Below are 24,073 nucleotides of genomic sequence, written 5' to 3' on the forward strand. Positions count from 1 at the left end.
ATCATAATATTGTATAGTAATCTTCTAGAAAGGAGCGCTTTAAATAAAGGATAAAGCATGTCATCAAATAATAGTTGTTACTAGAAATAGGGTAGAATGGTTCTTCATTACCCACACTTCTAGTGATTATATTTCATACTATACTGAGAGGGGGGAGGAGTTCACGTGCAAAATATTCGCGTGACTGTGGTTAGAAAGTTACTACAAGGGGATTTAGTAAATGGTTCTGAGCAATGGTTTATCAAACATGCCATCTATTATAATCGCCATGATTTGACGCAAAAGAATACACTCATGTTTATCAATAGAAGTGAGACCATTAATTGGGAAGAAATCGATAAAAAGGGACCATCCCTCGTTATTTCAGATAAACCTTTAGAAGAACTAAAAAAAGCACTACCGAATACAACAGTTATTCGAGTGAAAAGTACGTTGCAGGCATACTGGAAGTTTATTGAGTATTATAGAGGGCTATTTGACATACCAGTAGTCGCATTAACGGGTACATGTGGAAAAACAACTACAAAAGAAATGATTAAACATATTGCGAGCAAAGACTGGAATGTGCAGGCATCTATTAGTAGCAAAAATGAACCTCGCCAATCTTTACCTTATTTAATAGGCATCGATGAAACGACAAAAGCAGCGGTTTTTGAATTAGGGCTAGGGAATACGGGGAATATTAAGCATCAATGTATGATTTATCGACCGACGATTGGTATTATTACAAACATCGGTGTCCATCATTTAGATGGCTGTAAAAATCTTGAAGGCTATATAAAAGCTAAATCTGAAATTTTAGAAGGAATAGCTGAAGATGGCACGTTAATCATCAATGCAGATGATGAAAACACAAAAAAAATTCCTCTGCATACGTTTAAAGGGAAAATTATTACGATTGGGGTTCAGGGAAAAGCCGATTATAAAGCTTCGAACATGCAATTTATAAACAACGGTATGAAATTTACCCTGCAAGTAGCTAAGGAAAAATATACAGTATTTGTACCTGGCTATGGAGAACACCAAGTATATAATGCATTAGCGGCCATCGTTGCTGCAAAAGAAATGGGCATGTCCATTCAGAATGCAATCTCACGTTTAAAAACATTTAAACCGATGGCAAGGCATCTAGAAATGTCAACCGGTCTTAAAGGAAGTACTATCGTAGATGATACATGGACGAATAATCCTACATCGGTTGAAGCAGCCTTGAAAGTTTTAGATACGATAGGAAAAGATAAAAAAATAATCCTTATATTAGGTGATATAAAGCGATTGGGTCTTTTCGAAGAGAAGTATCATCGTGAGATTGGCTCCATGGTGGCTGAGCGAAATATTCAAATGCTGATTACTATTGGAAAAAGAGCGGAACATATAGCAGAACAAGCAAAAAAAGATGGCACTACTGCGGAAGTTCATGTTTTTAAAGATGTTGCAGGAGTTTTAGAATTACTCAAACCAAAACTTGACCAAGATACGATTGTGCTTATAAAAGGCCCAATGTCGAGTAGATCCATGATTGAATTTGCCAATCATCTAAAGGAAATCTAACAGCATAGCAGGGCAATCTTTATGGTAGCAATGACAAGCAAGACTTTAACGATGTAAAATTCATCCAACCATTTAAAGCGAAACATAGCATACAAACGTGTCAATGACACTGCTTTGTATGCTATGTTTATGTTTATATATTTGCTAGCAGTCATTCAATTGTTTATTGCCAGATTGTATGTCTTTTAAAATACTCGTTTTGCTGTTAAATAATGTTCCTTATAATAATCAACAAATAGTACTCTTGTCGTAACACCGCTTGAAGTTGGGATAATGAGACGTTGATCGCCAGCGTAGATAGCTACAAGCGATGGGTTTTTCGAACCTTTCACACCATTAAAGAATACTAAGTCACCCTTTTTCAAATTGGCACGTGACACCGTAGTTCCTTTCGCCATAAGTTCTTTTAAGTTTGTAGTACCAAGTTTTACGCCACTTTTACGGTAGACATATTCAACGAAACCAGGTGCTGTAAAACGTAAACTTTGTTCATTAATTGTGGAACTAATTGTTGCTTTATTTTTATAAGTAATCGCATTTTCTACGATTTTATCGCCCTTTGTTGCGGGGTTGGCAGATAATAATGTTGGTAATACTCTGCGAGCAGATACATAATTGTCTTTATAATATGGCTTACTATTCATATCTGAAATGACAATATTTTGCTTGGAATCAGCCATATGAATAATTTTGTTATTACCAATGTACATGCCTACATGATCAGGATCCGTGCCTGTTTTTTTACTTTTAAAGAATACTAAGTCACCTTTTTGCAATTGGTTTCTTGCAACATATGTCCCTTGTTGTATCATGTAATTTTCATTATACGTACCAAGATCTACACCATTCTTTTCAAAAATATACATAAGGAATGAAGCACAAGAAAATTTGTAAGGATATGTAGACTTGTACACGCTATTACTGTATGTAGCCTTACCAATTAAGCTTTTCCCTGTTTGAATCAGTTGATCGGCCTTTGCTGCAACGGCCTGGTCATTATTTTGCGCATTTGTCGTCGCTGCCTCCACTTTTATCGGTTCAAATGTCCCTTGAACGATTCCGAATGAGCTAAACCCAATCGACAATGCTAATGTAGTTGTTAAAAAATGTTTTTTCATGCTGTTTTTTACCTCCTGTAAGCGAGCAGTAAATTTTTCTGTTTGCTTGCCATTGCAATAATCGTAGCATGAAAAACACGGGGTTCTGCTAGGTAAATGTTTCCACAGTGCACGTTAACCTACCTGAAAACCTTGATAGTAAAGGCTTTATCGCTTGAATTTACAGTTTCATTACAAATGTTTCAGTTTGTGATGATAAAAGTAGGATTGTGTTATAAACAATCGGATCTTTTTCTATATTAAATAACATTACAATAGAATTTAAAAGGAAGTCAGAATACTTAAAAAATGATAAGCAATGTGGCAATAGAGCGTACTGCCATACGAATTTTATAAATCAAATTAAGAATATTTTATGATAGAAAAATAACTTTTTTTCTCGAATAATGCTTATATAAGCACGCTTTACAACCTTATTTCTTATCATCTTTTGTTATGAAATACATAGTTCGAGTCATGGGAGTTAAAGGGATAATATGTTATATTTAGGGAGAAAACAAGCAAGACTTTCATCCTCAAAAGCTAGCGAAAAATGTTGTTTCGTAGAAGTAATTGATATAATTTCACTAACGAAAGGGGAAAATGGTATGTTACAGAAACTGAGGTTCAAAACCATTCGAGCAAAAATTTTGAGTGCATTTTTCATTGTTGTATTTTTTATTGCTTGTTTTAACACGTATAGCTACTTTGCCAATAAGCGTGTCATTTCTGCTGGCGAAGAAATTGTTTATAAAGAATTACAGTTGTTAACAGCAAATGAAAAGTTAGCATCCACAATCAGTGTTCGAACAACTGCTGCAAAAAGCTATGTTCTGACTGGTGATCAGAAATATAAAAAAGAATTTGAAGCATACGTAAAAATTGCTGAAGAAAATAATAAACTATTAACGGAATTATCAACTGATACAAATCTATCGAAAACTGTAGAAAAAGCAAGGGAATGGCGAGGTTTTGTGCAAACGAAAGTGTTTGATGAATATGATAAAGGAAATGTAGAATTGGCTATACAAAACTTAAATTCTATTGACTCGCTTGCTACAGAGGTTAGAAAAGGTTATGAGGGGCTTGCGCAGGCAAGAGAAGCTTCTATTAATGAGCTAGGACAGGCAATGATTGCCCAATCGAAAGAGTCACTGAATGTAGGGTTAGCAATAGGCGTGATGATAACTTTAATCGCAATTGTAACCGCTTACATATCAGCGCATATGATTGCTAATCCGATAAAAGCGGTAATTGAAAAAATATCGCAAATGGCAGATGGCGATATAAGTCAGCCTCCATTGCCAGAAAGAATGAAAGATGAAATTGGCTTGCTGGTACAATCGACAAACACGCTCAATCAAAAACTTCATGAAATTATTGGATCAATCCATGTTGTTGCGGGGAATGTAGCTGCAAATAGTGAGCAGCTTGCACAATCTTCGCTAGATGTAAAAACAGGTGCAGAACAAATAGCATTGACGATGCTTGAGTTAGCGGGTGGTTCGGAATCCCAAGCACATAATGCAAGTGACTTAGCGCAAATAATTGATACATTTAAAGTAAATGTCCAACAAGCAAATGCACAAGGCATTGATTTACAAGGCTATTCAAGTGAAGTATTACAACTTACGACAAGCGGTCAACAATTAATGAACACATCGACACAGCAAATGTTTGCCATTGATACGATCGTGCAAGAGGCTGTTGCAAAAGTAGCAGGGTTAAATAGACAATCGCAAGAAATTTCTAAGTTAGTATCAGTTATTGACGATATTGCCAATCAAACAAACCTATTAGCGTTAAATGCTGCAATTGAGGCGGCACGGGCTGGAGAACAGGGAAAAGGCTTCGCAGTTGTAGCTGCTGAAGTGCGCAAACTTGCGGAACAGGTTTCTTATTCGGTCACAGATATATCATCCATTGTGGGGCGCATTCAAAACGAAACGGTTGGTGTAACAGCTTCCCTTCAAACGGGATATGAAGAAGTAAAAAGAGGAACAGAGCAAATTACGAATACCAATACAACCTTTGAACAAATAGCCTCTGCGGTTAATAGTATGTTTAGTAATATTCAAGGAATAACAGAAAATTTACAAGGTATTTCAACAACAACAGAGCACATCAATCGTTCTATTGATGAAATTGCTGCTATATCCGAACAGTCCGCAGCAGGTGTAGAGCAAACGACTGCAACAATCGACGAGACAGTCGTAACGATGGATGAAATTTCAAAAAATACAGATGATCTCGCTTCGATGGCTGAACGTTTAAACAAAGAAGTACAGCATTTTAAATTATAAACAATAAAAGCAGCCACTTTGCAATATTGGCTGCTTTTGTCATTTAGATGGGTTGCATCATCTCTACTCGATTACCGAAAGGGTCTCGAAATTCAAAGCGTTCAACATGTGGAATTGGAACGCAATCAAGTATTTCGATTTGGTGTTCGGATAAGACGTTCTTCCAATGCGCTACGTTGTCAACTTGATAGGCAATATGCGCTTTTGTTGTATATCGATCAAACCCGTCCTCTGTCCCAACATGTACTTCTTGATTTCCTACTTGTAACCAAAAGCCCCCACGTCCTTGAAGGGAGGTGGGTTTCTCTATTTCTTTTAGCCCCAGTACATGGCAATAAAACGCTTTCCCCTGTTCCTCACAATCTTTTGGAATGGTAAGCTGTACGTGATGTAAACCGACAATCATCATAATCCTCCTTTAATTCCTTTATATTTACGTATAACTATATACTTCGCTTCACTACTTGGAATACCTTCTAAAGTATGATAATAAGTCTATCGTTTATTAGAATAATATTTCCTTAATAACAAGTATCGTTTATTTTGACAGCAAATAAGTACTTAATCAATAAATTGATTTTAGAAAAGTTATACTTTTCAGAAAAATGTGTGTTATAGTAACAACATAATTAAATATTGTGTAAGAGTTGGTGCCAAATGAAAGTTTGGCTTAAAAGGGAAGTCGGTGCAAATCCGACGCTGTCCCGCAACTGTAAATCGGAGCAATTCACAAATGCCACTGGGAGACTGGGAAGGCTGTGAGGCGTGTTGATGAGAAGCCAGGAGACCTACCAATATCTAGTACACACCAAATAACCTACGTGGAAATAGGTGGTGAGATGTGACCCAATTGGCACTGTGCGACAACGAATCTTTATACGATAATCAACCTTTATCGTATCGTTTCATCATAGCTAAATTGTATTGACAATGACTACCATTTTCCTGAAAAGGAAGATGGTTTTTTTATTTTAATTAAAGGGGAGAAGGATATGACGTATTCAACGACAGCAATTGGTTACCCATATATAGGGGGAGAACGTGAATGGAAAAAAGTATTAGAAGCTTTTTGGAGAAATGAGCTGACAGAAATTGATTTTTTACAAAAAATGAAGGAAATTCGTCTTGCTCGTATTGATAAGCAGCTCCGTATTGGCTTAGATATTGTGACTGTTGGGGATTTCACACTATATGACAGAATGCTCGATACAGCAGTAATGTTTGGCTTAGTTCCCAAGCGCTTTGGTTGGCAAGGAGGCAAAGTGGAATTACAAACATATTACGGAATCGCGCGTGGTAATCAGGATGCAGTCGCCAGCGAAATGACAAAGTGGTTTAATACCAACTATCATTACATCGTACCAGAATTTGAAGGGCAAGCTCTGGAGTTAACAGAAAATAAAATTCTTGCGGATTTCCTTGAAGTGAAAGAAGCATTTGGTATTACAGCCAAACCAACGCTGATTGGGCCCTATTCCTTTTGTAAGCTAACAAAAGGCTACGATAAAGTATCGCAAGTTGCATTTATTTTAGCACTATTACCACTTTATACGCAGGTTATCAAAGAACTCGTTACAGCCGGTGCTAATTGGATTCAATTGGAGGAGCCTGCCTTAGTTACCTCATTAGATGAGACAGAGGTTAAACTAGTGCAAGAAATCTATATACAATTAGCAGCAACTGTCCCCGAGGCGAACATCATGCTACAAACTTATTTTGAATCATTATCAGCTTATAAAATGCTTATCGAACTACCAGTAAAAGGAATTGGTTTAGATTTTGTGCATGGCTATACGCATAATATGGAGGCGCTACGTCAATTTGGTTTTCCACAGGATAAAGTATTGGCAGCCGGCGTTATTAATGGACGAGATATTTGGCGCGCTAATTTAGCAGAGGTTAGTACAACAGTTAGAGCAATTGAACAACTGACCAGTGCCGAGGAGCTATGGATTCAATCATCATGCAGCTTACAGCATGTGCCAATCTCCACAGCACTAGAAACAAAATTAGAGCCAGTCTTAAAAAATGCACTTGCATTTGCAGATGAGAAATTAGTGGAACTAACAGAGGTAGCAAAGTATTTAAACGAAAAAAATCATGCAACAAATTACACTATTTCAGAAAGTATGAAGGCGATCGAAGCGTTAAAAAAACATCCTGTTCGAAATAATCAGGCTGTTCACAGGGCAGTGCAAACAGTGTCAACACAGGATTTTGAACGGCAAAGTGATTTTAAAACGCGTCAACGAATTCAGCAACAGGCACTTCAATTACCGTTATTCCCAACGACTACAATAGGTAGCTTTCCTCAATCGGATGAGGTAAAACGGACACGTAGTGCATGGCGGAAGAAACAGTTGTCCGATGAAGCTTATGCAACATTTGTCGCACAAGAAACGAAACGTTGGATTGAAATACAAGAAAATTTAGAGATCGACGTACTTGTGCATGGTGAATTCGAACGTACGGATATGGTGGAATACTTTGGTGAAAAACTCACAGGGTTTGCTTTTACAGAAAAAGCTTGGGTCGTATCGTATGGCTCCCGCTGTGTGAAGCCACCGATTATTTACGGAGATGTTGCTTGGGCGACACCTATGACAGTGAAAGAAACAGCCTATGCTCAAAGTTTAACAAATCGCTACGTGAAAGGAATGTTAACGGGGCCAGTAACAATCCTAAACTGGTCCTTTGTACGGGATGATATTCCACGGAAAGATGTGACCTATCAAATAGCACTTGCTTTAAGGAAAGAGGTAGAGGCACTCGAAGCGGCCGGTATTGCTATTATTCAAGTCGATGAACCTGCTTTGCGTGAGGGCTTGCCATTACGCACGGAAAATTGGGGCGCTTATTTGGACTGGACCGTGAATGCATTTAAGCTAGCAACGGCGAACGTAAAGGATGAAACTCAAATTCATACACATATGTGTTATTGTGAGTTCAATGATTTTATAGAACCAATTAGTGCACTCGATGCTGATGTACTATCTATTGAGACGTCTCGTAGCCATGGAGAGCTGATTGCATCGCTACACATCCGTCCATATGAAAAAGGGATTGGATTAGGTGTTTACGATATTCATAGCCCTCGTGTACCGAATGAACAAGAAATGTTAAAAATCATGCAAGATAGCCTACAAGTATTATCGACTAATCAATTTTGGGTCAATCCAGACTGCGGGTTGAAAACGAGAAAAGAGCCAGAAACTATTGCGGCACTTGCCAATATGGTGGCAGCTACCAAAACATTGCGTCAACAAATCCAACAATCAACGTACTAATTGAGACAGCCCCCTAAGCGTAAAAGTGCTTAGGGGGTTTTTTAAGACTATGCAAAATTGTTATATGTTTTATAAATGCTAATATTAAATTTATTTTATTAAAATCAATAAATTAATGTGAACATAAAAAAATATTATAAAAGCTAGTATTTCAGAATTAAGAAAATTATAATATCTTGAAATTTATTAAATTTAAATTAAATTTTTGATAATTATTTTTGAAAATAATACTAAAAGCAAGTAAAAAAATATTATTTTATTTTTTCTGAATTTTTAGTATTATGATAAAAACAAAATACTTATTTGCTATAAGATTTTTAAAATCATTTATTTTCTTATTTAGGGGGCTTATATGAAAGACAATCAAATGGTGCTTAAAAATGCTAATTTTATTCTTCTATTAACAAGCCTAGTGTTTAATGCATTTGGTGGATTATTACTAAATGTAGCTGTAATATCAGTTGTTTATACAGTTACTAGCTCTATTGCAAGTGCTTCTTTTATATTAGTTCTAAATACCATTGCTTCGATTGTTGGAGGCTTTATTGCAAGCAACTTTCTAGATAGAGTCAGCCATAAGAAAATTATGTTATTTTCAGATTTGTTTAGTTGTATTTTAGTTTTTTTCTTAGCATTAATAGTTTCTTATATTGGAATAAATATTATTGTTGTATATATCACGACTTTTTTAACAACGATTATAAGTAGCTTCTTTATACCAGCAAGATCAGCTATAGTACCAAACATCGTACAGAAAGAACAGCTTATTCGGGCAAACAGCTTTTTAGTAAGTGTGATTCAAATTACTACAACAGCGGGTTGGATTGTCGCAATACCAATTGTTTTAACGTTTGGTTCCATTCTTAGTATTTATCTAATAAGTTTTACATTCTTAATTTCAACAGTTTTAATTATGTTTTTATCAGTTGAAAAGCAAGAAGACAACGTTATTCCTGTTGGCTATTCATTTATCTACAATTTTAAAACAGGTTTAAATACTTTATGGAAAAATAAAGTTTTAAAATCGATAACTATGATGGATATAGGAGAAGCATTTGCAAATATTGTTTGGGCTTCAACGTTCCTTTTATCCTTTACTGTAGAAATTCTAGATTCAAGTGAAAAATGGTGGGGCTATCAGGGTGCCACGTTTCTTATTGGATCAATAGTGGGAGGTTTAATTACTGCCAAGTATGCAGATCGAATTCGTCTTTTTGGTGGAAAAGTGATTATTTACTCTTCCTTAGGTGTTGCATTAATTACTTTTGCATACGGATTAAACACTATTCCTATTATCGCATTAGTAATTTCCTTTTTTACGGGTTTACCATATCAAATAAGAAATATAGTACAGGAGTCTTTACTTCAAGAATATGCTGAAAACAAAATTTTAGGGCGAGTATTTGCTGTTAGAAATATACTAATTCAATTTTTTTATGCTTTTGCTTTATTTCTTGGTAGTTTCCTTGCGGATAAAATAGGAATCGTGAATGTGTATATTCTAGCGGGGATGATCTACACATTAGTGACGGTTTATGCATTTTCATCCGCTGTTATTAGAAACTTCAATATAAAACGCAGTCATACCAGTGTCTAAGTTGTATTGTTAGTACTAGTTTTATGATACGATTATTTTATATTTCAAAAGCAGACTCTCTTTTTGTTATGTGTAACAAATAACTAGAAGGGTAGTTTTTATTTTGGACAAAATTAAAGATTTGATTGATGATTTTATAATAATCGGTAATTTTAAGTAATGAATTATTTTAAGTAATGAATTATTTTAAGTAAATTATTCTGTTTTTATGGATATATGCAGGGCTAGCAGTACCCGAATAAGGTTTACTTCAGTAAAATAAGGTATAGTATATGTGTTGAGTAGATTTTGTTAAGGACGAGTAAAGAAGGTGAATAAGCGTGGGGAAATATCAATTGGATACTAAAGGTAAGGTAGCTGTGGCAAAGTATCATGAAAAAAACAAACCTGCCAAATTTGATAAAAAGCAGCAAATTGAAAAAATACGTGCGGAGTATTTGAAAAAGAAGCAAGAACAAACAGATAAATAATATGAAGACATAGGAAGACTAGAGCTCCCTATGTTTTTTTATTTCCTTCTTTAACATTAAAAATAAGAAAAGTACACCAACCTCTACGATTATCGGGATATACATACTATTTAAATGGAAGAATAGCATACTGACCAAAATGGCTATACAAATAAAGATAGCGCTATATTGATAGTTTTTTGATTGGTAAAAAAATGCATAGGGTAACAAATGGGCACCGTAAATAATTGCATATGCAGGTAAAACCAACGTTGGTGCTTTAATTAATAGAAGAATACAAATGATTAAGTATAAAATTTGATTGTTTGTCGCAATCAGTAGACCATTAATCAATGGATTTTCTTTATAAAATAAATCGACATTTACTATTTTGGCACAAACAATTGAAACGGGAAACAGTAAAGCACCACAAGATAAAATGCCAATATTTTTAATCATTAAATCTATAGGAAGTAATGCGATTGTTGTAATCACTCCCCAAATAAAGAGGGAAGCCATAATAAAAGGGAGGCCCTTCTTTTGTTTTTGCGCAATATCATTTAAAAGTACGTGTAAGCTAGTATTAATGTTCATTTTCTGTCTCCTTCATGTTCTAGCGATTGATTCAAACTATCTGCTAGTTTTTTATTTTCATATTTTGAGTAAAAGTAAAACCCGATGATATGACCTATCAACGTGATGGCGAAAATCAGCAACAAATAAGGTTGAATAAATGCTAACATTTGCCCTGAAAAAAGGTAGACCATGCCTACGCCACAGAAAAAATTTAAAAACGTACTAATGATAATTTTGAACGTACCTTTTAAAGTGGAGTAGTTCCATAAGTAAGGGTAGGCGATACCAAAAACGATACCAAGTAGTACACTAATACCAATTAAATTCCAAATATAATAAAAGTTGACCAGTTCTTTATGTAAATTAAAAAGTGTTATTAAAAACACAATCCAAATCAATCCCAAAAATGAAGTGGACAAAAAGCTATTTTTTAAGTCTTTGATCATATCAATTTCTCCTTAATAGATTTTGCATAATGTCTACTGACAATATACTTATTTTGTTGTTTTGTTATAACTTCCAGTCTTGCGTGGCTTCCTGAAGCAAACGACTGGATTTGATTCAAATTTAAAATCATTGAATTGTTAATGCGTACTAATCTAAAAGATTCTAAGTAAGCTAGTTCTTTTAAAATCTTATTCAGTAATAGTTCAGTACCATCTATTAAAAAGATTTTAGTAAAATGACCAGCTGCTTCAATGGCTTCGATAGTATGGAGGTCAATCAGTACCTGCCGATTTGTTTTAAAATCTGTTGCACTTAATGGTATAGATTGTAAAAAATGCTGTTCCAATGTAGAAAGTAATGTTTGATTTGATGGGTTACTAATAATGTCAATTTCACATGACGGTTGTTTGTTTTTCCAAATAAAGTTGAATTTCATGTTGTTCTCCTTTCAGTTTTAATCGTAGCAACACCGGTTTGTTCTTACCATGAATTTTCGATTTGTTGCAAAAAAAATTGACTTTGTTGCAACTCGATTTAGTAAGCTATACAACGATATATGAATATTGCATTAATATGTATTAAATGTAAAATTTGCCACTATGCTAGATATTAGTAATCTATTTGAATAGTGTCAATGTACACAATTCTTTAACAGACGAATTGGAACAAGTGGTATGTTTTTTAGCAAATTCATTATAAAAATTAATTAAAGAGGACTAGTTCTTTTGCCTTCCACAGCTGATTGTGATGGGCTTTTATTATATAAAAAGGAAATGGTTTGATGGAAATAGACAGATGTTATGACTTGAAACATGAATTGCATAAAGTTGTATGAGCAGCACAGGTCAAACTGTATTGGCCTATTTCAATTGCTGTAGATATTAAAGTAAGCACGTTAAAAGCCATATACTTGTAGGGGCTCATCTTTTTAATAGAAGCTATTCCTTATTGAAACGTCCAGCGCTTTTTTATAATTGGTTAAATATAAAATAGACCTACTTTGGAGAATTGGCTATTTTTATTACAAATGGAAACAGTTGTCCAAATATACTTTATTTGAGGTATTATAAAAGAGTTCGAATAAAATTGAACGAGAGAGGAGTATGTAATATGAAAATAACAAGCGTAGTTATAACAATTTTCGCACCTTTACTTTTAATGATTGCAGGGTGTAGTTCGCAGCCAGAAGAAGCATCTATGGGCGAAGTGGAAAAGGAAATTTATACGCAAGAACAGGTAGAGTCTATGTTCAGTGAAGATAGTTTGGAGGCAGCGAAAGAACGAATAGAGGAGCGGGGCGGCGCAGATTATATAGTACCACCTGAGCATACTGCTATCGGAGAAAATCAAGCAACGGTAGTAGAACTTCAAGAGTCGGACATTTTAGACGGAGAAGATTCGAGTTTTGAAAAGTATGACAACGTAGGAGAAATACGTCTTGATACGTTAGAGCTGGACTCTACTTTTGAGGATCAAGATAAATATACAAATGTGCTGCTGAAAGAATTAGGCATGCAGGATAGTTATTATGCAATACATTTTCCTCTATTGTGGACAGCCGGTATTCTTTCAGATGGACTCAAAGAGCATAGTGATGGCACTAAATCTTTTTATCTAAGTAAATACTCTGTGCTTGTAAATTGTCACTATAAGGGCGCTAATTCTGACGTGAACGAAAAACTTCTTAGCAATTTGAAGCACGCATATAAAAACAATATGCCTGTAATTGTCTATGGCGAATATGAGCAGTATCTGACCGAAGAAGGATACGCTGACTATCGTCTGATCATTCATCGAATAGGCTTTAAAGAGGTCATTTAATTCAAAAAGAAAAACTAAGGGGTTGAACAATCCTACATGACTAAAACTTTGCCAATGTGAAGGAGGGTCTTATGATATTTGGCTTTAAATAGTACCAACTTACAATCATATTTGCTACATGATAAGTATCATGTTCACGAAATAATATACACATGTCAACGTACATAATTCTTTATGGTATAATAATAAAAACGGAATAATAAGATAGAGGTACAAATTGAATTTCGATTTGTTTAAAAGGGAAGATCGGTGAAAAGCCGACGCTGTCCCGCAACTGTAAATGGGAGCACATTTCAAAAAACCACTGTTACGTTTGTGTAATGGGAAGGTGAAACGTGTGATGAACATAAGCCAGGAGACCTGCCTTTATCTAGTACAACCAAAAAACCTACGAGGATAGGGGGTGTTGAGTGTGACTAGAGAATTTCTTCTGCATGCTCATAGTACGACGATTGTCAAAAGGGTAGCTTCTATGCATAATAGAATGCTTTTTCTGTCATGGCCATCGACGTATTATGTCGTGTATTTGTCATAGTAGGCATCTTTCTAAAGAAGGAAAGATGTTTTTTTATGCTAAAAATGAAGGAGTGTATCACATGAATCCACATGTTATCGAGTATTATGAAAATCTTTTTAAATATGAAATTATGCAAAAGCAGTTTGATGGAGCTAGAAAAACGTTAAATGAGCTTGTCGAACAATTTTTTGGGCAAGATGAAGCGCATCATTCAGACATTTATACAGCTTATTGCAATGTTAGAAAAGAAATAATCGGCTAAAAATAGCGTAGGCTACTTTCGACAACCCATTAAAGGGATGCGAGAGTAGTCTTTTTATTTTATTAATTTTTTTCTAGGACTTCATTCTTATTTCACTTTTATTTTATATAATAAATTTGCTTTTAATATAAAATTGATTGGAGAACTAGAGATGAAAAATGCAACTTATTCAAGTTTTTGGCGAATGCATTTTTATGCGGCATTATTTATTACACCACTTCTAATCACACTGACATTAAGTGGCATTGGGTACTTGTTTTATACAGATGTAGAAGATCATTTATATGAGGACTACTTCTTTGGCAATAGTAACAAAACCGAAGTATTGACAATCGACGAAGGGGTTCAACAAGCGGAAGCGGCATTTGCGGGTTATACAACAACCAAAATTATTGAGTTAGATGAGCCTTACAATACACGATTAACACTGTCAAATAGTGAAGGCGATCAACGCTATGTGTTTTTAGATGATAATAATCAAATTGTTGGTCATCAAGACCCTACATACACATTTTCTAATGTGTTAAGAAGCTTACATAGCTCCTTGTTTGTTGGGGGAACGGTAGTCAATTATTTAGTAGAATTAGCGGCATGTTGGGCAATCTTTTTATTGCTATCAGGTCTATACATGACCTTTAAAGGAAAAGTATTAAAGAAAGTAAAACAAGCAAATAAACGACAAAAAAATAGAAAATGGCACGCCCTACTTGGAACGATTATTACAATTCCAATGGTTATTATCATTTTTACTGGATTACCTTGGTCTGCATTTATGGGGAACTTTATATATACAGCAGCACAAGATAATCCGTCCTTCGGTATTCCGTTATTACAACAACAACCGCCGACATCTGATATGAGTGAAATTCCGTGGGCAACACGTCAGGAAGAAGCACCATCTTCGTCTAAACATGCACACCATGGAATGGGTGCTGCAAGTACAAGCAGAAACGAAAATCAGTTAGATGTGGCAAGTTTACAACAACAAATTGAGGCTAATGGCATTACAAAGCCATATTCCATTATTTATCCGACAAGTGATGACGGTGTTTTTACCGTGGCTAAATCAAGTAATACAGGGGTAACAGGACTCGATGTGAGCCCTTATGACGAAGCGACAATGTACTTTGACCAATATAGTGGTGACTTTATTTCTAAGGTAAACTATGATGACTATGGCATTTTGGCAAAATGGTTCACATGGGGAATTCCGTTACATGAAGGTCACTTATTTGGTTGGCCAAATAAGCTAATTAACTTACTCGTTTGTGTAGCCTTTTTAGGTGTTATTTTCTGGGGATTCCGTACATGGTTATTGCGCAAGAAAAAAGGCCTACTATCAGCACCCCCTCAATTATCACAGAAAATCTCGATTCCTTTTATCGTGATAATCGTTCTATTAGGTGTTATGATGCCGTTATTTGGCCTATCTTTAATACTTGTCGCATTCGTTGAATTCGCGATGAAAGCAATGAATAAAAATAAACCGACAAATGACATGAACTAAAAACCTTTTAAACTAGTATGCTAAAAATTTCTCCTAGCATACTAGTTTTTTTTGACTTGAAATCTTTGCAATGAGTAACAAACCCCTACGTATAACAATCTTACGGAGTGGGCAAGAATGGTAACGGAGGTAGACCAACTAATTGCGATGTTGAAGGATTCGTGTGCAAAAAATTCGAAAGGGGTTAGCCAATTGACTATGAAAAAAAGCATTATGATACCCATTCTTTTAACAGGGTTGCTAACGCTAACAGGTTGTAATTTTCTCAATAAACAGGAGACATCCAAGCAAGGGCAAGCACAACAAGAAACAAAAAACGAGATAGCAAAAGAAGCAGTGCAAATCACAGAAATAAAGCCAATAAACATCATGACTTTACAAGTCACTTTTTCTGAACCATTGTCCGAAGAAGGTGTGAAAGTAGAAAATTTAGATACAATAAAAAAAGCCTTTTCATTCAATCATGATTTAAGTATTGTCAATGTGCCACGCTTGAAAATTGGTGCTACAAGTACGTATATTGTGCCAGTCACTATGCAGAAGGCAGGAACAAACTACACACTAAGATACAAAGATGGTGAAACAAAGGCCTTTGATGGCATCGATGAAAAAATAACGCTCAGCCAAACGAAACAAGTGACAAATGATACTTTTGAAATTGAATCATTTAAAGATGAAGGTGTAACTGATTATTCGAATATTATTGAAGCCTATAAAGAGGCGAGAGGTGACTTGTCGTTCCAATTGAATGATGACAATAAGGACGAAAAAGGTAAGCAGTATCAGGTCATTTCCTCTTTACGGGATCGTGTCGTAACAGTGACTGCAGAAAATGGTGAAAAGTTACAAGCTGATTATGTGTTGTTTACACAAGCTGCAGATGGCAGACAAGCACCAAAATTCCGCTTGCCAGAAGGAAAAGCGTTAAAGGCGGGGACAAACTATACCGTGTCAGCTGACTGGGCAACTATAAAAAATCCAACCTTCAAAGCAACTGACATAGCGCCTTTAACGATTAAGTCGGTTGAACCAATTGATGCTACATCATTCCAAGTGACACTCGATCAGGACCCTGGTATGGAGTTATTTGCAGGTCGCAGTGTCGAATTGCAGGCTGAAGATGGCTCGACTTTACAAGCACAATATCGCTATTCATCTCGTAAAGGTGCTGTCGGGATATTTGATGTAAAGGACCAAACATTAAAGGCTGGTGGCACATATAAAGTGCTACCCATTAACAATTGGGCAACTGCTGATAATGTCACGTTAACAGCAAAGTAATAAGGCAAGTAGTCAGTAGTGAATGCTTTCACTACTGGCTTTTTTTCAAGCTTAAAGAGTTGTATTGACCTTTTTCTTTAGCGTAATATAGTGCTACATACATTTAACAAGGGGTTAGAAAATGAAAGCATTAGTTTTTGAAACATTTGGTGGACCAGAAGTATTACAATATCAAGAAGTAGCTGATCCTATTTTGACAGATAACGAAGTTTTAGTACGAACAAAGGCCGTTGGGTTAAATTTTGCTGATATTTATCGACGGAAAGGCAATTATCATTTAGCAGGTCAGCCACCATTTATTTTAGGCTATGAAGGGGCTGGTGTCGTTGAAAAAGTCGGTGCAAATATACACAATATCCAAGTAGGCGACCGCATTGCATTTGCGGACGTACCCTTTGCGAATGCTGAATTAGTGGCAGTGCCACATGATAAAGTGATGTTATTACCAGTTGAAATATCTTTTGAAATGGCGGCTGCCATATTATTACAAGGGTTAACGGCACAATATTTAGTGACAGATAGCTATGCGATTCAACCAGGTGATACGGTTTTAATTCACGCAGCGGCAGGTGGTGTTGGTCAAAACTTAATCCAAATGGCTAAGTTAAAAGGGGCTAACGTCATTGGTCTCACATCTTCAACAGAAAAAGCGCAAGTAGCATACGCCATCGGGGCGGACCATATCTTTTTATATAAAGAGCAATGGGTGCAACATGTGAAGGATACTACTGATGGTCAAGGGGTTCATGTTGTGTACGAATCGGTAGGCTCTACACTGCAAGATAGTTTAGAGGCAACAAAAATCGGTGGAACAGTGGTGTTTTTTGGCATGTCAGGGGGAGATCCTGTGGCGGTGGATCCTCGTCTGTTAATGGATACTTCGAAAACGTTAACGGGGGGAGACCTTTGGAATGTACTGACTTCCTTTGAGGAAAGAAAAATACGTTCACAACAACTGTTCGACTGGATTATAGATGGTAAGATAAAAATTTCTGAGCCGACTATTTTTGCTCTTGAAAACGGTGCTCAGGCACATACTTTACTGGAAAGTCGCAAAAGTATCGGTAAGATATTATTACAACCTTAAACAATGCAGATGGAGGATTGCTTGTCTCCTTTACTTTGATATTGTAACACTATCATATTTGAAAGTTGGAATATGATAGTGTTTATCCAACTACTAATTCATGATACGATAAAATACAATATGAACTATTGAGGTGAGCACAATCTCATGTTTCTAGATAAATTGAAGCATCAGTTACAGCAAAATCAATCGCTATTTATTGGAGAAGAGACTGCTTTTCGTTCGGCCGTTTTAATTCCATTAGTACAAGTGGATGACAAGTGGCATATTCTTTTTGAAGTACGGTCATTGACAATGAGAAAGCAACCAGGAGATATTAGTTTTCCAGGTGGGCGAATTGATGCCACAGATGCATCTCCATTAGCTGCAGCGTTACGGGAAACGCATGAAGAGTTAGGCATCGATCCAACAACGGTACATGTTGTAGGACCATTAAGTCCATATATTACATCTTCTTCATTTGTAACGTACCCATTTGTAGCGATTATTGATATCAATCAAATTATTCATGAATACAACAAAGACGAAGTGGAAGAAGTATTGACCGTACCAATTGACTGGTTATTAAACTATGAGCCATATATGCATTTAGTATCGGCTGAACCAATGCCTTCAATCGATTTTCCATTTGATAAAATTGTTAATGGTGCGCAGTATAAATGGCGAACGCGGTCAATGGAAGAATGGTTTTTTGATTATGAGCAATACACGATTTGGGGTTTAACCGCCCGAATTTTAAAACACTTTATAGAACTGATAAAATAGCAGAATAGCTACATTCCACAGCTTTGTTCCTCACACCTATTTAAAATAGCTATGCGCTACATAAGGGGCACATCTCCATAATTATTTAAAAGGCGCGTATGCTTTTCTTTATTTAGAAGAAAAGTATACGCGCCTTAACTTACTTCGTACAATAATAAATTCGATAGTCCAATACCCCTTCGTATTTTACATTCATCTCAATGTTTTGCTCCATGACTTTGTACAATTCAGGCTCAATCTGCTGTGAGTAGTGAAATTCAGGCGCTGAAGAAAAAGATTTATTTTTGCGAATGTGAATCGTCTGAAAACCAGTTTGTTTAAATAGTGTTACCCAATCTTTTTTCGTGAACAACAGATCAAAGCCATAAAATTGTTTGATTTCCTCCGCACTCAAGTCGTCAAGTTCTTGTTGTATCGTAAATTCAATCGCAATTAGCTGACCACCAAATTTCAATAAACGATAAATTTCGTTGAGCGCTTTGTGCTTGTTGACAAAGGACAGAACAGATTCCGCAATTATGAAATCGAATTGTTGTTTAGCTAAAGGTAGTTGTTCAACGGAACCTTTAATAATTTGAACTGGTAGGGAGTGTTTTGCCATTCTGCTTTGAGCCTTCTCAACCATAATGGCATTGTTATCAATGCCTGTAACATTTGCTTTATAATGAGATGCTAAGTAGGCGGCTGTTTGTCCTGTACCACAGCCTACATCTAGTATTTGAGAGTGTTTGGTAATGTTCTCATTTTTCAAAAGTTGCTTTGTTAACGCCATGCCCCCAGGATGTGCCCCGCCAACGCCAAATTTAGATAAAAATTCGAGATATTTGGATTTTTGAATAACGATCACCTTCTTTTTTCTTCTTGTTTGTATGATATGAAAAGAAAAATAGTATGGTTCCTAGTGGAGGAATGAAACGAACGATAGGATAAAAAGCAAAACGAAATGTCTAATTATAAGTTTTCAATAGGTTTCCATCGAACGCTTCTATACTATTTATTTTGATGTAGGTTCTTCAAAAGTCTAAACATAAAAAATTTCTAAACGTATACTATATAAACGTTTTATGTATAGGAGGTGAATTGATGCAATATTATTCGCAAAATCCTAGAAGGAGACCAGTCCCAAGAAGATATAGACAAAGTTTTGATCCTATGAATCAAGGTAGACGCGTACAACCCTTCAATTTTAATAGTCCACAACCTTTTACGTTCAACAATCAACAACCCCAAACTTCTCGCTTTGGAAATTTATCAAATAATTTACAGGCAATGATGGGCCATGCAGGAACAATAACGAATGGGGTTAATATGCTAAGGCAAATGGGGTCTTTATTAAGTCTATTTAGATAATAAGGGGAATTATTGTACTCTTCTTTAAGAGGATAGACGTTTAATTTGGCGCGTTTATTCTCTTTTTTATGAAAATCGCCATTAAAAGCCCAAGTATCGCCAGTAAACCCTAAGAATACGCTCTAAAAACGGGCACCAAGTTTGTATCAACAAAAGTGTTAGATTGACGGCTGTCAATCTAACACTTTTGTTTATCTACTTTATTTCGATAAGCTGTTTTCGATAATCGAGCGATTTTTTTCTTTAAATACTTCGTTATGAGAGGATACTACTGCATGTCGATGAGCCGTTGGTTCCAAGTACGTTTTAATGGAGTTAACGGCGTTTGCTGCATCTTGAAATGTGCCAAGTAGAAGATGAATTTTCCCTTCAAACGATAAAATATCACCTGCTGCAAAAATTCCTGGTTGTGCTGTTTCGCCAGTTGCTTTTCCTTCAAAATAATAGTCATCTTTTTTAGGAATGGCAATGGCTTCATCAAATGTGAGCGAGGCTTCGCGATTATAACCGTGACTTACAATGACTTCATCAATTTGGCGTGTATAGCTTTGGTTGGTCCGAGAATTTTCACATGTAACGAATTGAATCGCTGTTTTATCTGGATTGGCAGATAGTTTTGTAATGGTTGTATTACATTCGATTTGTACACCAACATCTAGCGCCTCTTGTATGGTTGCTTCGTGTGCTGAAAGCGTGTCCTTACGGTAGACAATCGTTACGTTTTTGGCAATCGGGCTAAGTTCTACTGCCCAGTCGAGTGCCGCATTTCCGCCTCCTGAAATAATAATATCTTTATTTACAAAGCGTTTATAAGACTGGACTGTATAGTGTAAATTGGACATTTCGTATTTTTCAGCACCTTCTAACGTCAGTTTTTGCGGATTAATAATACCACCACCAACAGCTAACAGAACGGTTTTCGAATAATGTTTTTCTCCCTGTGCTGTATGTATTACAAATAAATCTCCTTGACGTTCGATAAAGTCAACCTTTGTGCTTGTTAGCATTGTTGGTTTAAATGTTTTGGCTTGCGCAATTAATTGTTTGACAAATTGTTCGCCTAAAATGGGCGGGTGACCGCCTATATCCCATATTAACTTTTCAGGATAAAGTAACACCTTTCCACCTAGCTGTTCTTGGCTTTCGATTAATTTTGTTTTCAAGCCTCTTAATCCACTATAAAAGGTGCTATATAAACCTGCAGGTCCACCGCCAATAATCGTTACATCATATAAATCTTGCACTTGTATCGCCACATCCTTAAAAATTTATTGGAAAAGTATTGTATATCCTTATTGGATAGTTCAATCATTTAAATGATAATGATTATCAATATCGATTCGTTGCTATCATATCATGCGTATAACTAAAAAGAAAGAGAAGCTTTTCCATTTGAATCCATCTTTGTTGGTAAAGCCTAGGAATCGCTTCTATATTTAAGCTTCTATCTAGACAAGAAGAACAAAGTGCTATATAGTTAGCTAGGCTAACTATATAAGGAGGGGTAATATGACGATTGAACAGCAGTTTTTTAATGAGTATCGCTTAATGTACCGACCGTTTACTAACCAACTCAATATGCAACTGGAACACTTTCAACTTTATAGTTCACAGTGGGCAGTATTGCGTTTTTTAATTGATAAAGGGCCACATTCGCTCGTTGAAATTGCGAGCTTTATGTCAATTGAAAAGCCGAGCGTAACGAGGCTTGTACAAAAGCTTGTAGAACTTGGCTATGTGGAGACAGTGGCAGGCAAAGATAAGCGAGAAAAAGTGGTACAATTAACGCCATTTGGAGAAAACATCGTGCAAGAAGTGCAGGAGCACTTAAAACCATTTTTAGAAAAAGCACTAGCAGGTGTGCCGACACAGGATATTGAAACGGCTTCTCGGGTTTTAGCGACCATATGTATGAATATTCATCAGTAGGAGAGAAAAACAAGTGGAATCAACAAGACATAAATTATGGACAAAAGACTTTTTAGTTGTTTCTTTAATTAATTTTACGATTACGTTAATTTTTTATTTATTAATGGTGACAATAGCTGGCTATGCAGTGGAGCAATTTGACGCTTCAACAAGTACGGCTGGTCTAGTGTCAAGTATTTTTATTATCGGGACACTATTTGGACGACTTGGCACAGGACGAATTATCGGTGATTTAGGCAGTAAAAAAACATTATTCATTGGCTTATTATTATTTATGCTATCGACTATGTCTTATTTTATTGCTTTAAATCTTCCGTTACTGATGATGAATCGTTTAATGCAGGGGATAGCGCTCGGTGTAGCGAGTACGGCTACAGGTACGATTATTGCACAAATTTTACCACCAGAGCGACGAGGTGAAGGGATTGGCTATTACAGCTTAAGTGCGATTTTAGCAACTGCAATAGGTCCGTTTATCGGTATATTATTAACGCAGTTGTTTGAAGATTATCGTATGATTTTTGCGGTCGATTCGGTTTTAGCAGTAGTTTGCTTCATGATGTATTTTATGGTGACCGTGCCAGATGCGCCAAAAAATCCAAAGATAATGGCAGAGAAAGCGGGCTTCAAGCTATCCAGCTTTATTGAATTGCGTGCACTGCCTATCGCTGTTGTAGCTCTTGTTATTGGCTTTGCTTATTCAGGTGTGATGTCGTTTATGACATTTTACGCAAAAGAGCTTCATTTGGTCACAGCAGGCAGTTACTTCTTTATCGTTTATGCCCTTGTTATTTTAGCAACTCGTCCATTTACAGGGAAAATACTTGATGCAAGAGGCGCGAATATTATTATTTATCCGTGTCTAATCTTGTTTGCAATGGGCATGTATGCATTTAGTACAGCGACAAGCACTGTTGTATTTTTAATAGCTGCGGCTTTTATTGGTATTGGTTATGGTAATTTTAACTCAGTAGCCCAAGCAATAGCTATTAAGGTTACACCACACGAGCGTTTAGGGCTCGCCACTTCAACGTATTTTATTTTGTACGATTTAGGATTAGGTGTAGGGCCTTATTTCTTAGGGCTTTTTGCACCGACGATTGGTTACAGCGCTATATTTTTATCGATGGTAGCGGTAATTTTCCTTTCAATCGTGCTCTATTATGTCTTATATGGGAAATATGAAAAAGTAAAACAAGTCAATATTTAGTAGATTATAATCATTATATTGTAGAACAAACGTCTTTTTGCTTGTTGGAAATAAAATTCAACTGCAAAATGACGTTTTTTTCTTAAATTAAAAATACTTCTTGCAATCAAATATGATAATGATTATCATTCACAATAGAGACTAATTCGGGAAGCAGGTATTTAGCATGAAAAACAAATCATTATTATCAGTGTTAGTTGCAGGTGGCATAATTATGGCGGGCTGTGGCAATACAGAAGACACAAAAAAAGAAGAGAAACCAGCAACGGAGCAAGCAGCACAAACGGCAGCGGTAGATTTGACTACTGAACTATCAGCCTATCAACAATTTGCATTAGAACAGATGGATCATTTCTTGCTAGATACAGAAAAGTTCGTCAACCTGTTTAAAGCGGGTGATATGGAAGGTGCAAAAGCAGCGTATGCGCCAGCACGTATGTACTTCGAGCGTTCTGAACCAATTGCAGAAAGCTTTGGTGACCTTGATCCACGTATTGATGGTCGTTTAGCCGATATTGAAGAAGAAGGTAAAGGGAAAGAAGAGTGGACTGGCTACCATAAGCTTGAATATGCACTTTGGGTAGAAAATACAACAAAGGGCTATGAGGCAGTGGCAGATCAGCTACTAGCAGACGCTAAAGAATTACATGCACTTGTTCAAACAGTAGAAGTAACACCTGATTTAATGATTACAGGTGCAGTTGATTTATTGAATGAAGTATCTACTTCAAAAATTACGGGTGAAGAAGAAATTTATTCACATACAGACCTCTATGATTTTAAAGCGAATATTGAAGGGGCAGAAAAAATCTTTGAAATTCTTCGACCAAAATTAGAAGCAAAAGACAAAGAGTTAGTTGCAGCGTTAGATGAAAAATTTAAAGCAGTGGATGACTTATTAGCACTACATGCAACAGCTGATGGCGGTTATATTTCTTACGAAGATTTAACAGAAGAAAATACAAAAGCATTAGCAGCAGCAGTGAACCAACTAGGTGAGCCATTAAGTCAAATGGGCATTATTTTGGAGTGATAAA

22 protein-coding genes and 2 riboswitches are annotated in these 24,073 nt (G+C 36.0%); of the genes, 15 read left to right on the forward strand and 7 right to left on the reverse strand.

The features are described from left to right. The first annotated feature begins 165 nt into the window (after positions 1–165). The gene (locus T479_RS09055; protein WP_025219308.1) at positions 166–1,551 is read left to right on the forward strand and encodes a UDP-N-acetylmuramoyl-tripeptide--D-alanyl-D-alanine ligase; all 1,386 of its coding nucleotides are present in this window, start codon (positions 166–168) and stop codon (positions 1,549–1,551) included. A 185-nt stretch (positions 1,552–1,736) separates the two neighbouring features. Here the strand turns inward: T479_RS09055 and T479_RS09060 are convergent, their stop codons facing one another. Further along, on the reverse strand, positions 1,737–2,669 hold the full coding sequence (locus T479_RS09060) for a C40 family peptidase (protein WP_024363594.1): 933 nt from the start codon (positions 2,667–2,669) through the stop codon (positions 1,737–1,739). Positions 2,670–3,256: 587 nt separating this feature from the next. Here T479_RS09060 and T479_RS09065 point away from each other — a divergent pair. Next, entirely contained in the window at positions 3,257–4,951 is a 1,695-nt protein-coding gene (locus T479_RS09065) for a methyl-accepting chemotaxis protein (RefSeq protein ID WP_024363595.1), read from the forward strand. A 43-nt stretch (positions 4,952–4,994) separates the two neighbouring features. Here T479_RS09065 and T479_RS09070 read toward each other — a convergent pair whose 3' ends face one another. After that, on the reverse strand, positions 4,995–5,357 hold the full coding sequence (locus T479_RS09070; protein WP_025219309.1) for a VOC family protein: 363 nt from the start codon (positions 5,355–5,357) through the stop codon (positions 4,995–4,997). A 225-nt stretch (positions 5,358–5,582) separates the two neighbouring features. Continuing rightward, positions 5,583–5,761: riboswitch (cobalamin riboswitch) on the forward strand. 182 nt (positions 5,762–5,943) lie between these two features. Here T479_RS09070 and metE point away from each other — a divergent pair. From metE to T479_RS23910, 3 genes are all read left to right on the forward strand, one after another. Continuing rightward, positions 5,944–8,238 carry a 5-methyltetrahydropteroyltriglutamate--homocysteine S-methyltransferase gene (gene metE, locus T479_RS09075; protein ID WP_025219310.1) on the forward strand — a complete coding sequence of 765 codons (2,295 nt, stop codon included), beginning with the start codon at positions 5,944–5,946 and terminating at the stop codon, positions 8,236–8,238. A gap of 352 nt (positions 8,239–8,590) precedes the next feature. Beyond that, a complete protein-coding gene (locus tag T479_RS09080; RefSeq protein WP_025219311.1) occupies positions 8,591–9,835 on the forward strand; it encodes an MFS transporter in 1,245 nt (414 codons plus the stop codon). A 320-nt stretch (positions 9,836–10,155) separates the two neighbouring features. Then, positions 10,156–10,305: a hypothetical protein gene (locus tag T479_RS23910; protein WP_024363598.1), complete on the forward strand. Its 150-nt coding sequence runs from the start codon at positions 10,156–10,158 to the stop codon at positions 10,303–10,305. An 18-nt stretch (positions 10,306–10,323) separates the two neighbouring features. Here T479_RS23910 and T479_RS09090 read toward each other — a convergent pair whose 3' ends face one another. From T479_RS09090 to T479_RS09100, 3 genes are read right to left on the reverse strand one after another with little or no spacing between them, the layout of a single operon-like run. Further along, complete coding sequence (locus T479_RS09090; protein WP_025219312.1) at positions 10,324–10,878, reverse strand: DUF7010 family protein; 555 nt, start codon at positions 10,876–10,878, stop codon at positions 10,324–10,326. Next, positions 10,875–11,306 carry a hypothetical protein gene (locus T479_RS09095; protein ID WP_025219313.1) on the reverse strand — a complete coding sequence of 144 codons (432 nt, stop codon included), beginning with the start codon at positions 11,304–11,306 and terminating at the stop codon, positions 10,875–10,877. Before T479_RS09095 ends, T479_RS09090 begins: the two co-directional genes overlap by 4 nt. Then, positions 11,303–11,743 (reverse strand): LytTR family DNA-binding domain-containing protein, encoded by a 441-nt coding sequence (locus T479_RS09100; protein ID WP_025219314.1) that lies wholly within the window; start codon positions 11,741–11,743, stop codon positions 11,303–11,305. Before T479_RS09100 ends, T479_RS09095 begins: the two co-directional genes overlap by 4 nt. A gap of 674 nt (positions 11,744–12,417) precedes the next feature. Here T479_RS09100 and T479_RS09105 point away from each other — a divergent pair. The 6 genes from T479_RS09105 to T479_RS09130 all read left to right on the forward strand — a co-directional run bounded on the left by T479_RS09105 (position 12,418) and on the right by T479_RS09130 (position 18,547). After that, on the forward strand, positions 12,418–13,128 hold the full coding sequence (locus T479_RS09105) for a hypothetical protein (RefSeq protein WP_024363602.1): 711 nt from the start codon (positions 12,418–12,420) through the stop codon (positions 13,126–13,128). Positions 13,129–13,319: 191 nt separating this feature from the next. Next, a riboswitch (cobalamin riboswitch) is annotated at positions 13,320–13,510 on the forward strand. Positions 13,511–13,724: 214 nt separating this feature from the next. Continuing rightward, positions 13,725–13,907 (forward strand): hypothetical protein, encoded by a 183-nt coding sequence (locus T479_RS09110; RefSeq protein ID WP_024363603.1) that lies wholly within the window; start codon positions 13,725–13,727, stop codon positions 13,905–13,907. A 151-nt stretch (positions 13,908–14,058) separates the two neighbouring features. Next, complete coding sequence (locus T479_RS09115; protein ID WP_025219315.1) at positions 14,059–15,414, forward strand: PepSY-associated TM helix domain-containing protein; 1,356 nt, start codon at positions 14,059–14,061, stop codon at positions 15,412–15,414. Positions 15,415–15,612: 198 nt separating this feature from the next. Further along, positions 15,613–16,695, forward strand: a complete 1,083-nt coding sequence (locus tag T479_RS09120) for a hypothetical protein (RefSeq protein ID WP_024363605.1) — start codon at positions 15,613–15,615, stop codon at positions 16,693–16,695. A gap of 121 nt (positions 16,696–16,816) precedes the next feature. After that, entirely contained in the window at positions 16,817–17,782 is a 966-nt protein-coding gene (locus T479_RS09125; RefSeq protein WP_025219316.1) for a quinone oxidoreductase family protein, read from the forward strand. Positions 17,783–17,929: 147 nt separating this feature from the next. After that, positions 17,930–18,547, forward strand: coding sequence for an NUDIX hydrolase (locus T479_RS09130; protein ID WP_025219317.1), 618 nt, complete (start codon positions 17,930–17,932; stop codon positions 18,545–18,547). Between the two features lie 139 nt (positions 18,548–18,686). Here the strand turns inward: T479_RS09130 and T479_RS09135 are convergent, their stop codons facing one another. Beyond that, positions 18,687–19,394 carry a class I SAM-dependent methyltransferase gene (locus tag T479_RS09135; RefSeq protein ID WP_227665432.1) on the reverse strand — a complete coding sequence of 236 codons (708 nt, stop codon included), beginning with the start codon at positions 19,392–19,394 and terminating at the stop codon, positions 18,687–18,689. Positions 19,395–19,630: 236 nt separating this feature from the next. Here T479_RS09135 and T479_RS09140 point away from each other — a divergent pair, with 236 nt between their 5' ends. Then, positions 19,631–19,897 (forward strand): hypothetical protein, encoded by a 267-nt coding sequence (locus T479_RS09140; protein ID WP_024363609.1) that lies wholly within the window; start codon positions 19,631–19,633, stop codon positions 19,895–19,897. A gap of 200 nt (positions 19,898–20,097) precedes the next feature. Here the strand turns inward: T479_RS09140 and T479_RS09145 are convergent, their stop codons facing one another. Next, positions 20,098–21,141, reverse strand: coding sequence for an NAD(P)/FAD-dependent oxidoreductase (locus T479_RS09145; protein ID WP_025219319.1), 1,044 nt, complete (start codon positions 21,139–21,141; stop codon positions 20,098–20,100). Positions 21,142–21,406: 265 nt separating this feature from the next. Between T479_RS09145 and T479_RS09150 the strand changes: the two genes are divergently transcribed. The 3 genes from T479_RS09150 (at position 21,407) to efeO (ending at position 24,069) form a co-directional block, all read left to right on the forward strand. After that, the gene (locus T479_RS09150; RefSeq protein WP_025219320.1) at positions 21,407–21,826 is read left to right on the forward strand and encodes a MarR family winged helix-turn-helix transcriptional regulator; all 420 of its coding nucleotides are present in this window, start codon (positions 21,407–21,409) and stop codon (positions 21,824–21,826) included. Between the two features lie 13 nt (positions 21,827–21,839). Beyond that, complete coding sequence (locus T479_RS09155) at positions 21,840–23,036, forward strand: MFS transporter (protein WP_025219321.1); 1,197 nt, start codon at positions 21,840–21,842, stop codon at positions 23,034–23,036. 166 nt (positions 23,037–23,202) lie between these two features. Next, positions 23,203–24,069 (forward strand): iron uptake system protein EfeO, encoded by an 867-nt coding sequence (efeO, locus tag T479_RS09160; RefSeq protein ID WP_025219322.1) that lies wholly within the window; start codon positions 23,203–23,205, stop codon positions 24,067–24,069. Positions 24,070–24,073 lie beyond the last annotated feature (4 nt).

Source organism: Lysinibacillus sphaericus (assembly GCF_000600105.1).
Classification (GTDB): Bacteria; Bacillota; Bacilli; order Bacillales_A; family Planococcaceae; genus Lysinibacillus; species Lysinibacillus sphaericus.

Bases quoted from the DNA above. Each gene is read 5' to 3' on its own strand.
- T479_RS09060 (WP_024363594.1), bottom strand. From the start codon at position 2,669: ATGAAAAAACATTTTTTAACAACTACATTAGCATTGTCGATTGGGTTT.
- T479_RS09065 (WP_024363595.1), top strand. From the start codon at position 3,257: ATGTTACAGAAACTGAGGTTCAAAACCATTCGAGCAAAAATTTTGAGT.
- T479_RS09070 (WP_025219309.1), bottom strand. From the start codon at position 5,357: ATGATTGTCGGTTTACATCACGTACAGCTTACCATTCCAAAAGATTGT.
- metE (WP_025219310.1), top strand. From the start codon at position 5,944: ATGACGTATTCAACGACAGCAATTGGTTACCCATATATAGGGGGAGAA.
- T479_RS09080 (WP_025219311.1), top strand. From the start codon at position 8,591: ATGAAAGACAATCAAATGGTGCTTAAAAATGCTAATTTTATTCTTCTA.
- T479_RS09090 (WP_025219312.1), bottom strand. From the start codon at position 10,878: ATGAACATTAATACTAGCTTACACGTACTTTTAAATGATATTGCGCAA.
- T479_RS09095 (WP_025219313.1), bottom strand. From the start codon at position 11,306: ATGATCAAAGACTTAAAAAATAGCTTTTTGTCCACTTCATTTTTGGGA.
- T479_RS09100 (WP_025219314.1), bottom strand. From the start codon at position 11,743: ATGAAATTCAACTTTATTTGGAAAAACAAACAACCGTCATGTGAAATT.
- T479_RS09105 (WP_024363602.1), top strand. From the start codon at position 12,418: ATGAAAATAACAAGCGTAGTTATAACAATTTTCGCACCTTTACTTTTA.
- T479_RS09110 (WP_024363603.1), top strand. From the start codon at position 13,725: ATGAATCCACATGTTATCGAGTATTATGAAAATCTTTTTAAATATGAA.
- T479_RS09115 (WP_025219315.1), top strand. From the start codon at position 14,059: ATGAAAAATGCAACTTATTCAAGTTTTTGGCGAATGCATTTTTATGCG.
- T479_RS09120 (WP_024363605.1), top strand. From the start codon at position 15,613: ATGAAAAAAAGCATTATGATACCCATTCTTTTAACAGGGTTGCTAACG.
- T479_RS09125 (WP_025219316.1), top strand. From the start codon at position 16,817: ATGAAAGCATTAGTTTTTGAAACATTTGGTGGACCAGAAGTATTACAA.
- T479_RS09130 (WP_025219317.1), top strand. From the start codon at position 17,930: ATGTTTCTAGATAAATTGAAGCATCAGTTACAGCAAAATCAATCGCTA.
- T479_RS09140 (WP_024363609.1), top strand. From the start codon at position 19,631: ATGCAATATTATTCGCAAAATCCTAGAAGGAGACCAGTCCCAAGAAGA.
- T479_RS09150 (WP_025219320.1), top strand. From the start codon at position 21,407: ATGACGATTGAACAGCAGTTTTTTAATGAGTATCGCTTAATGTACCGA.
- efeO (WP_025219322.1), top strand. From the start codon at position 23,203: ATGAAAAACAAATCATTATTATCAGTGTTAGTTGCAGGTGGCATAATT.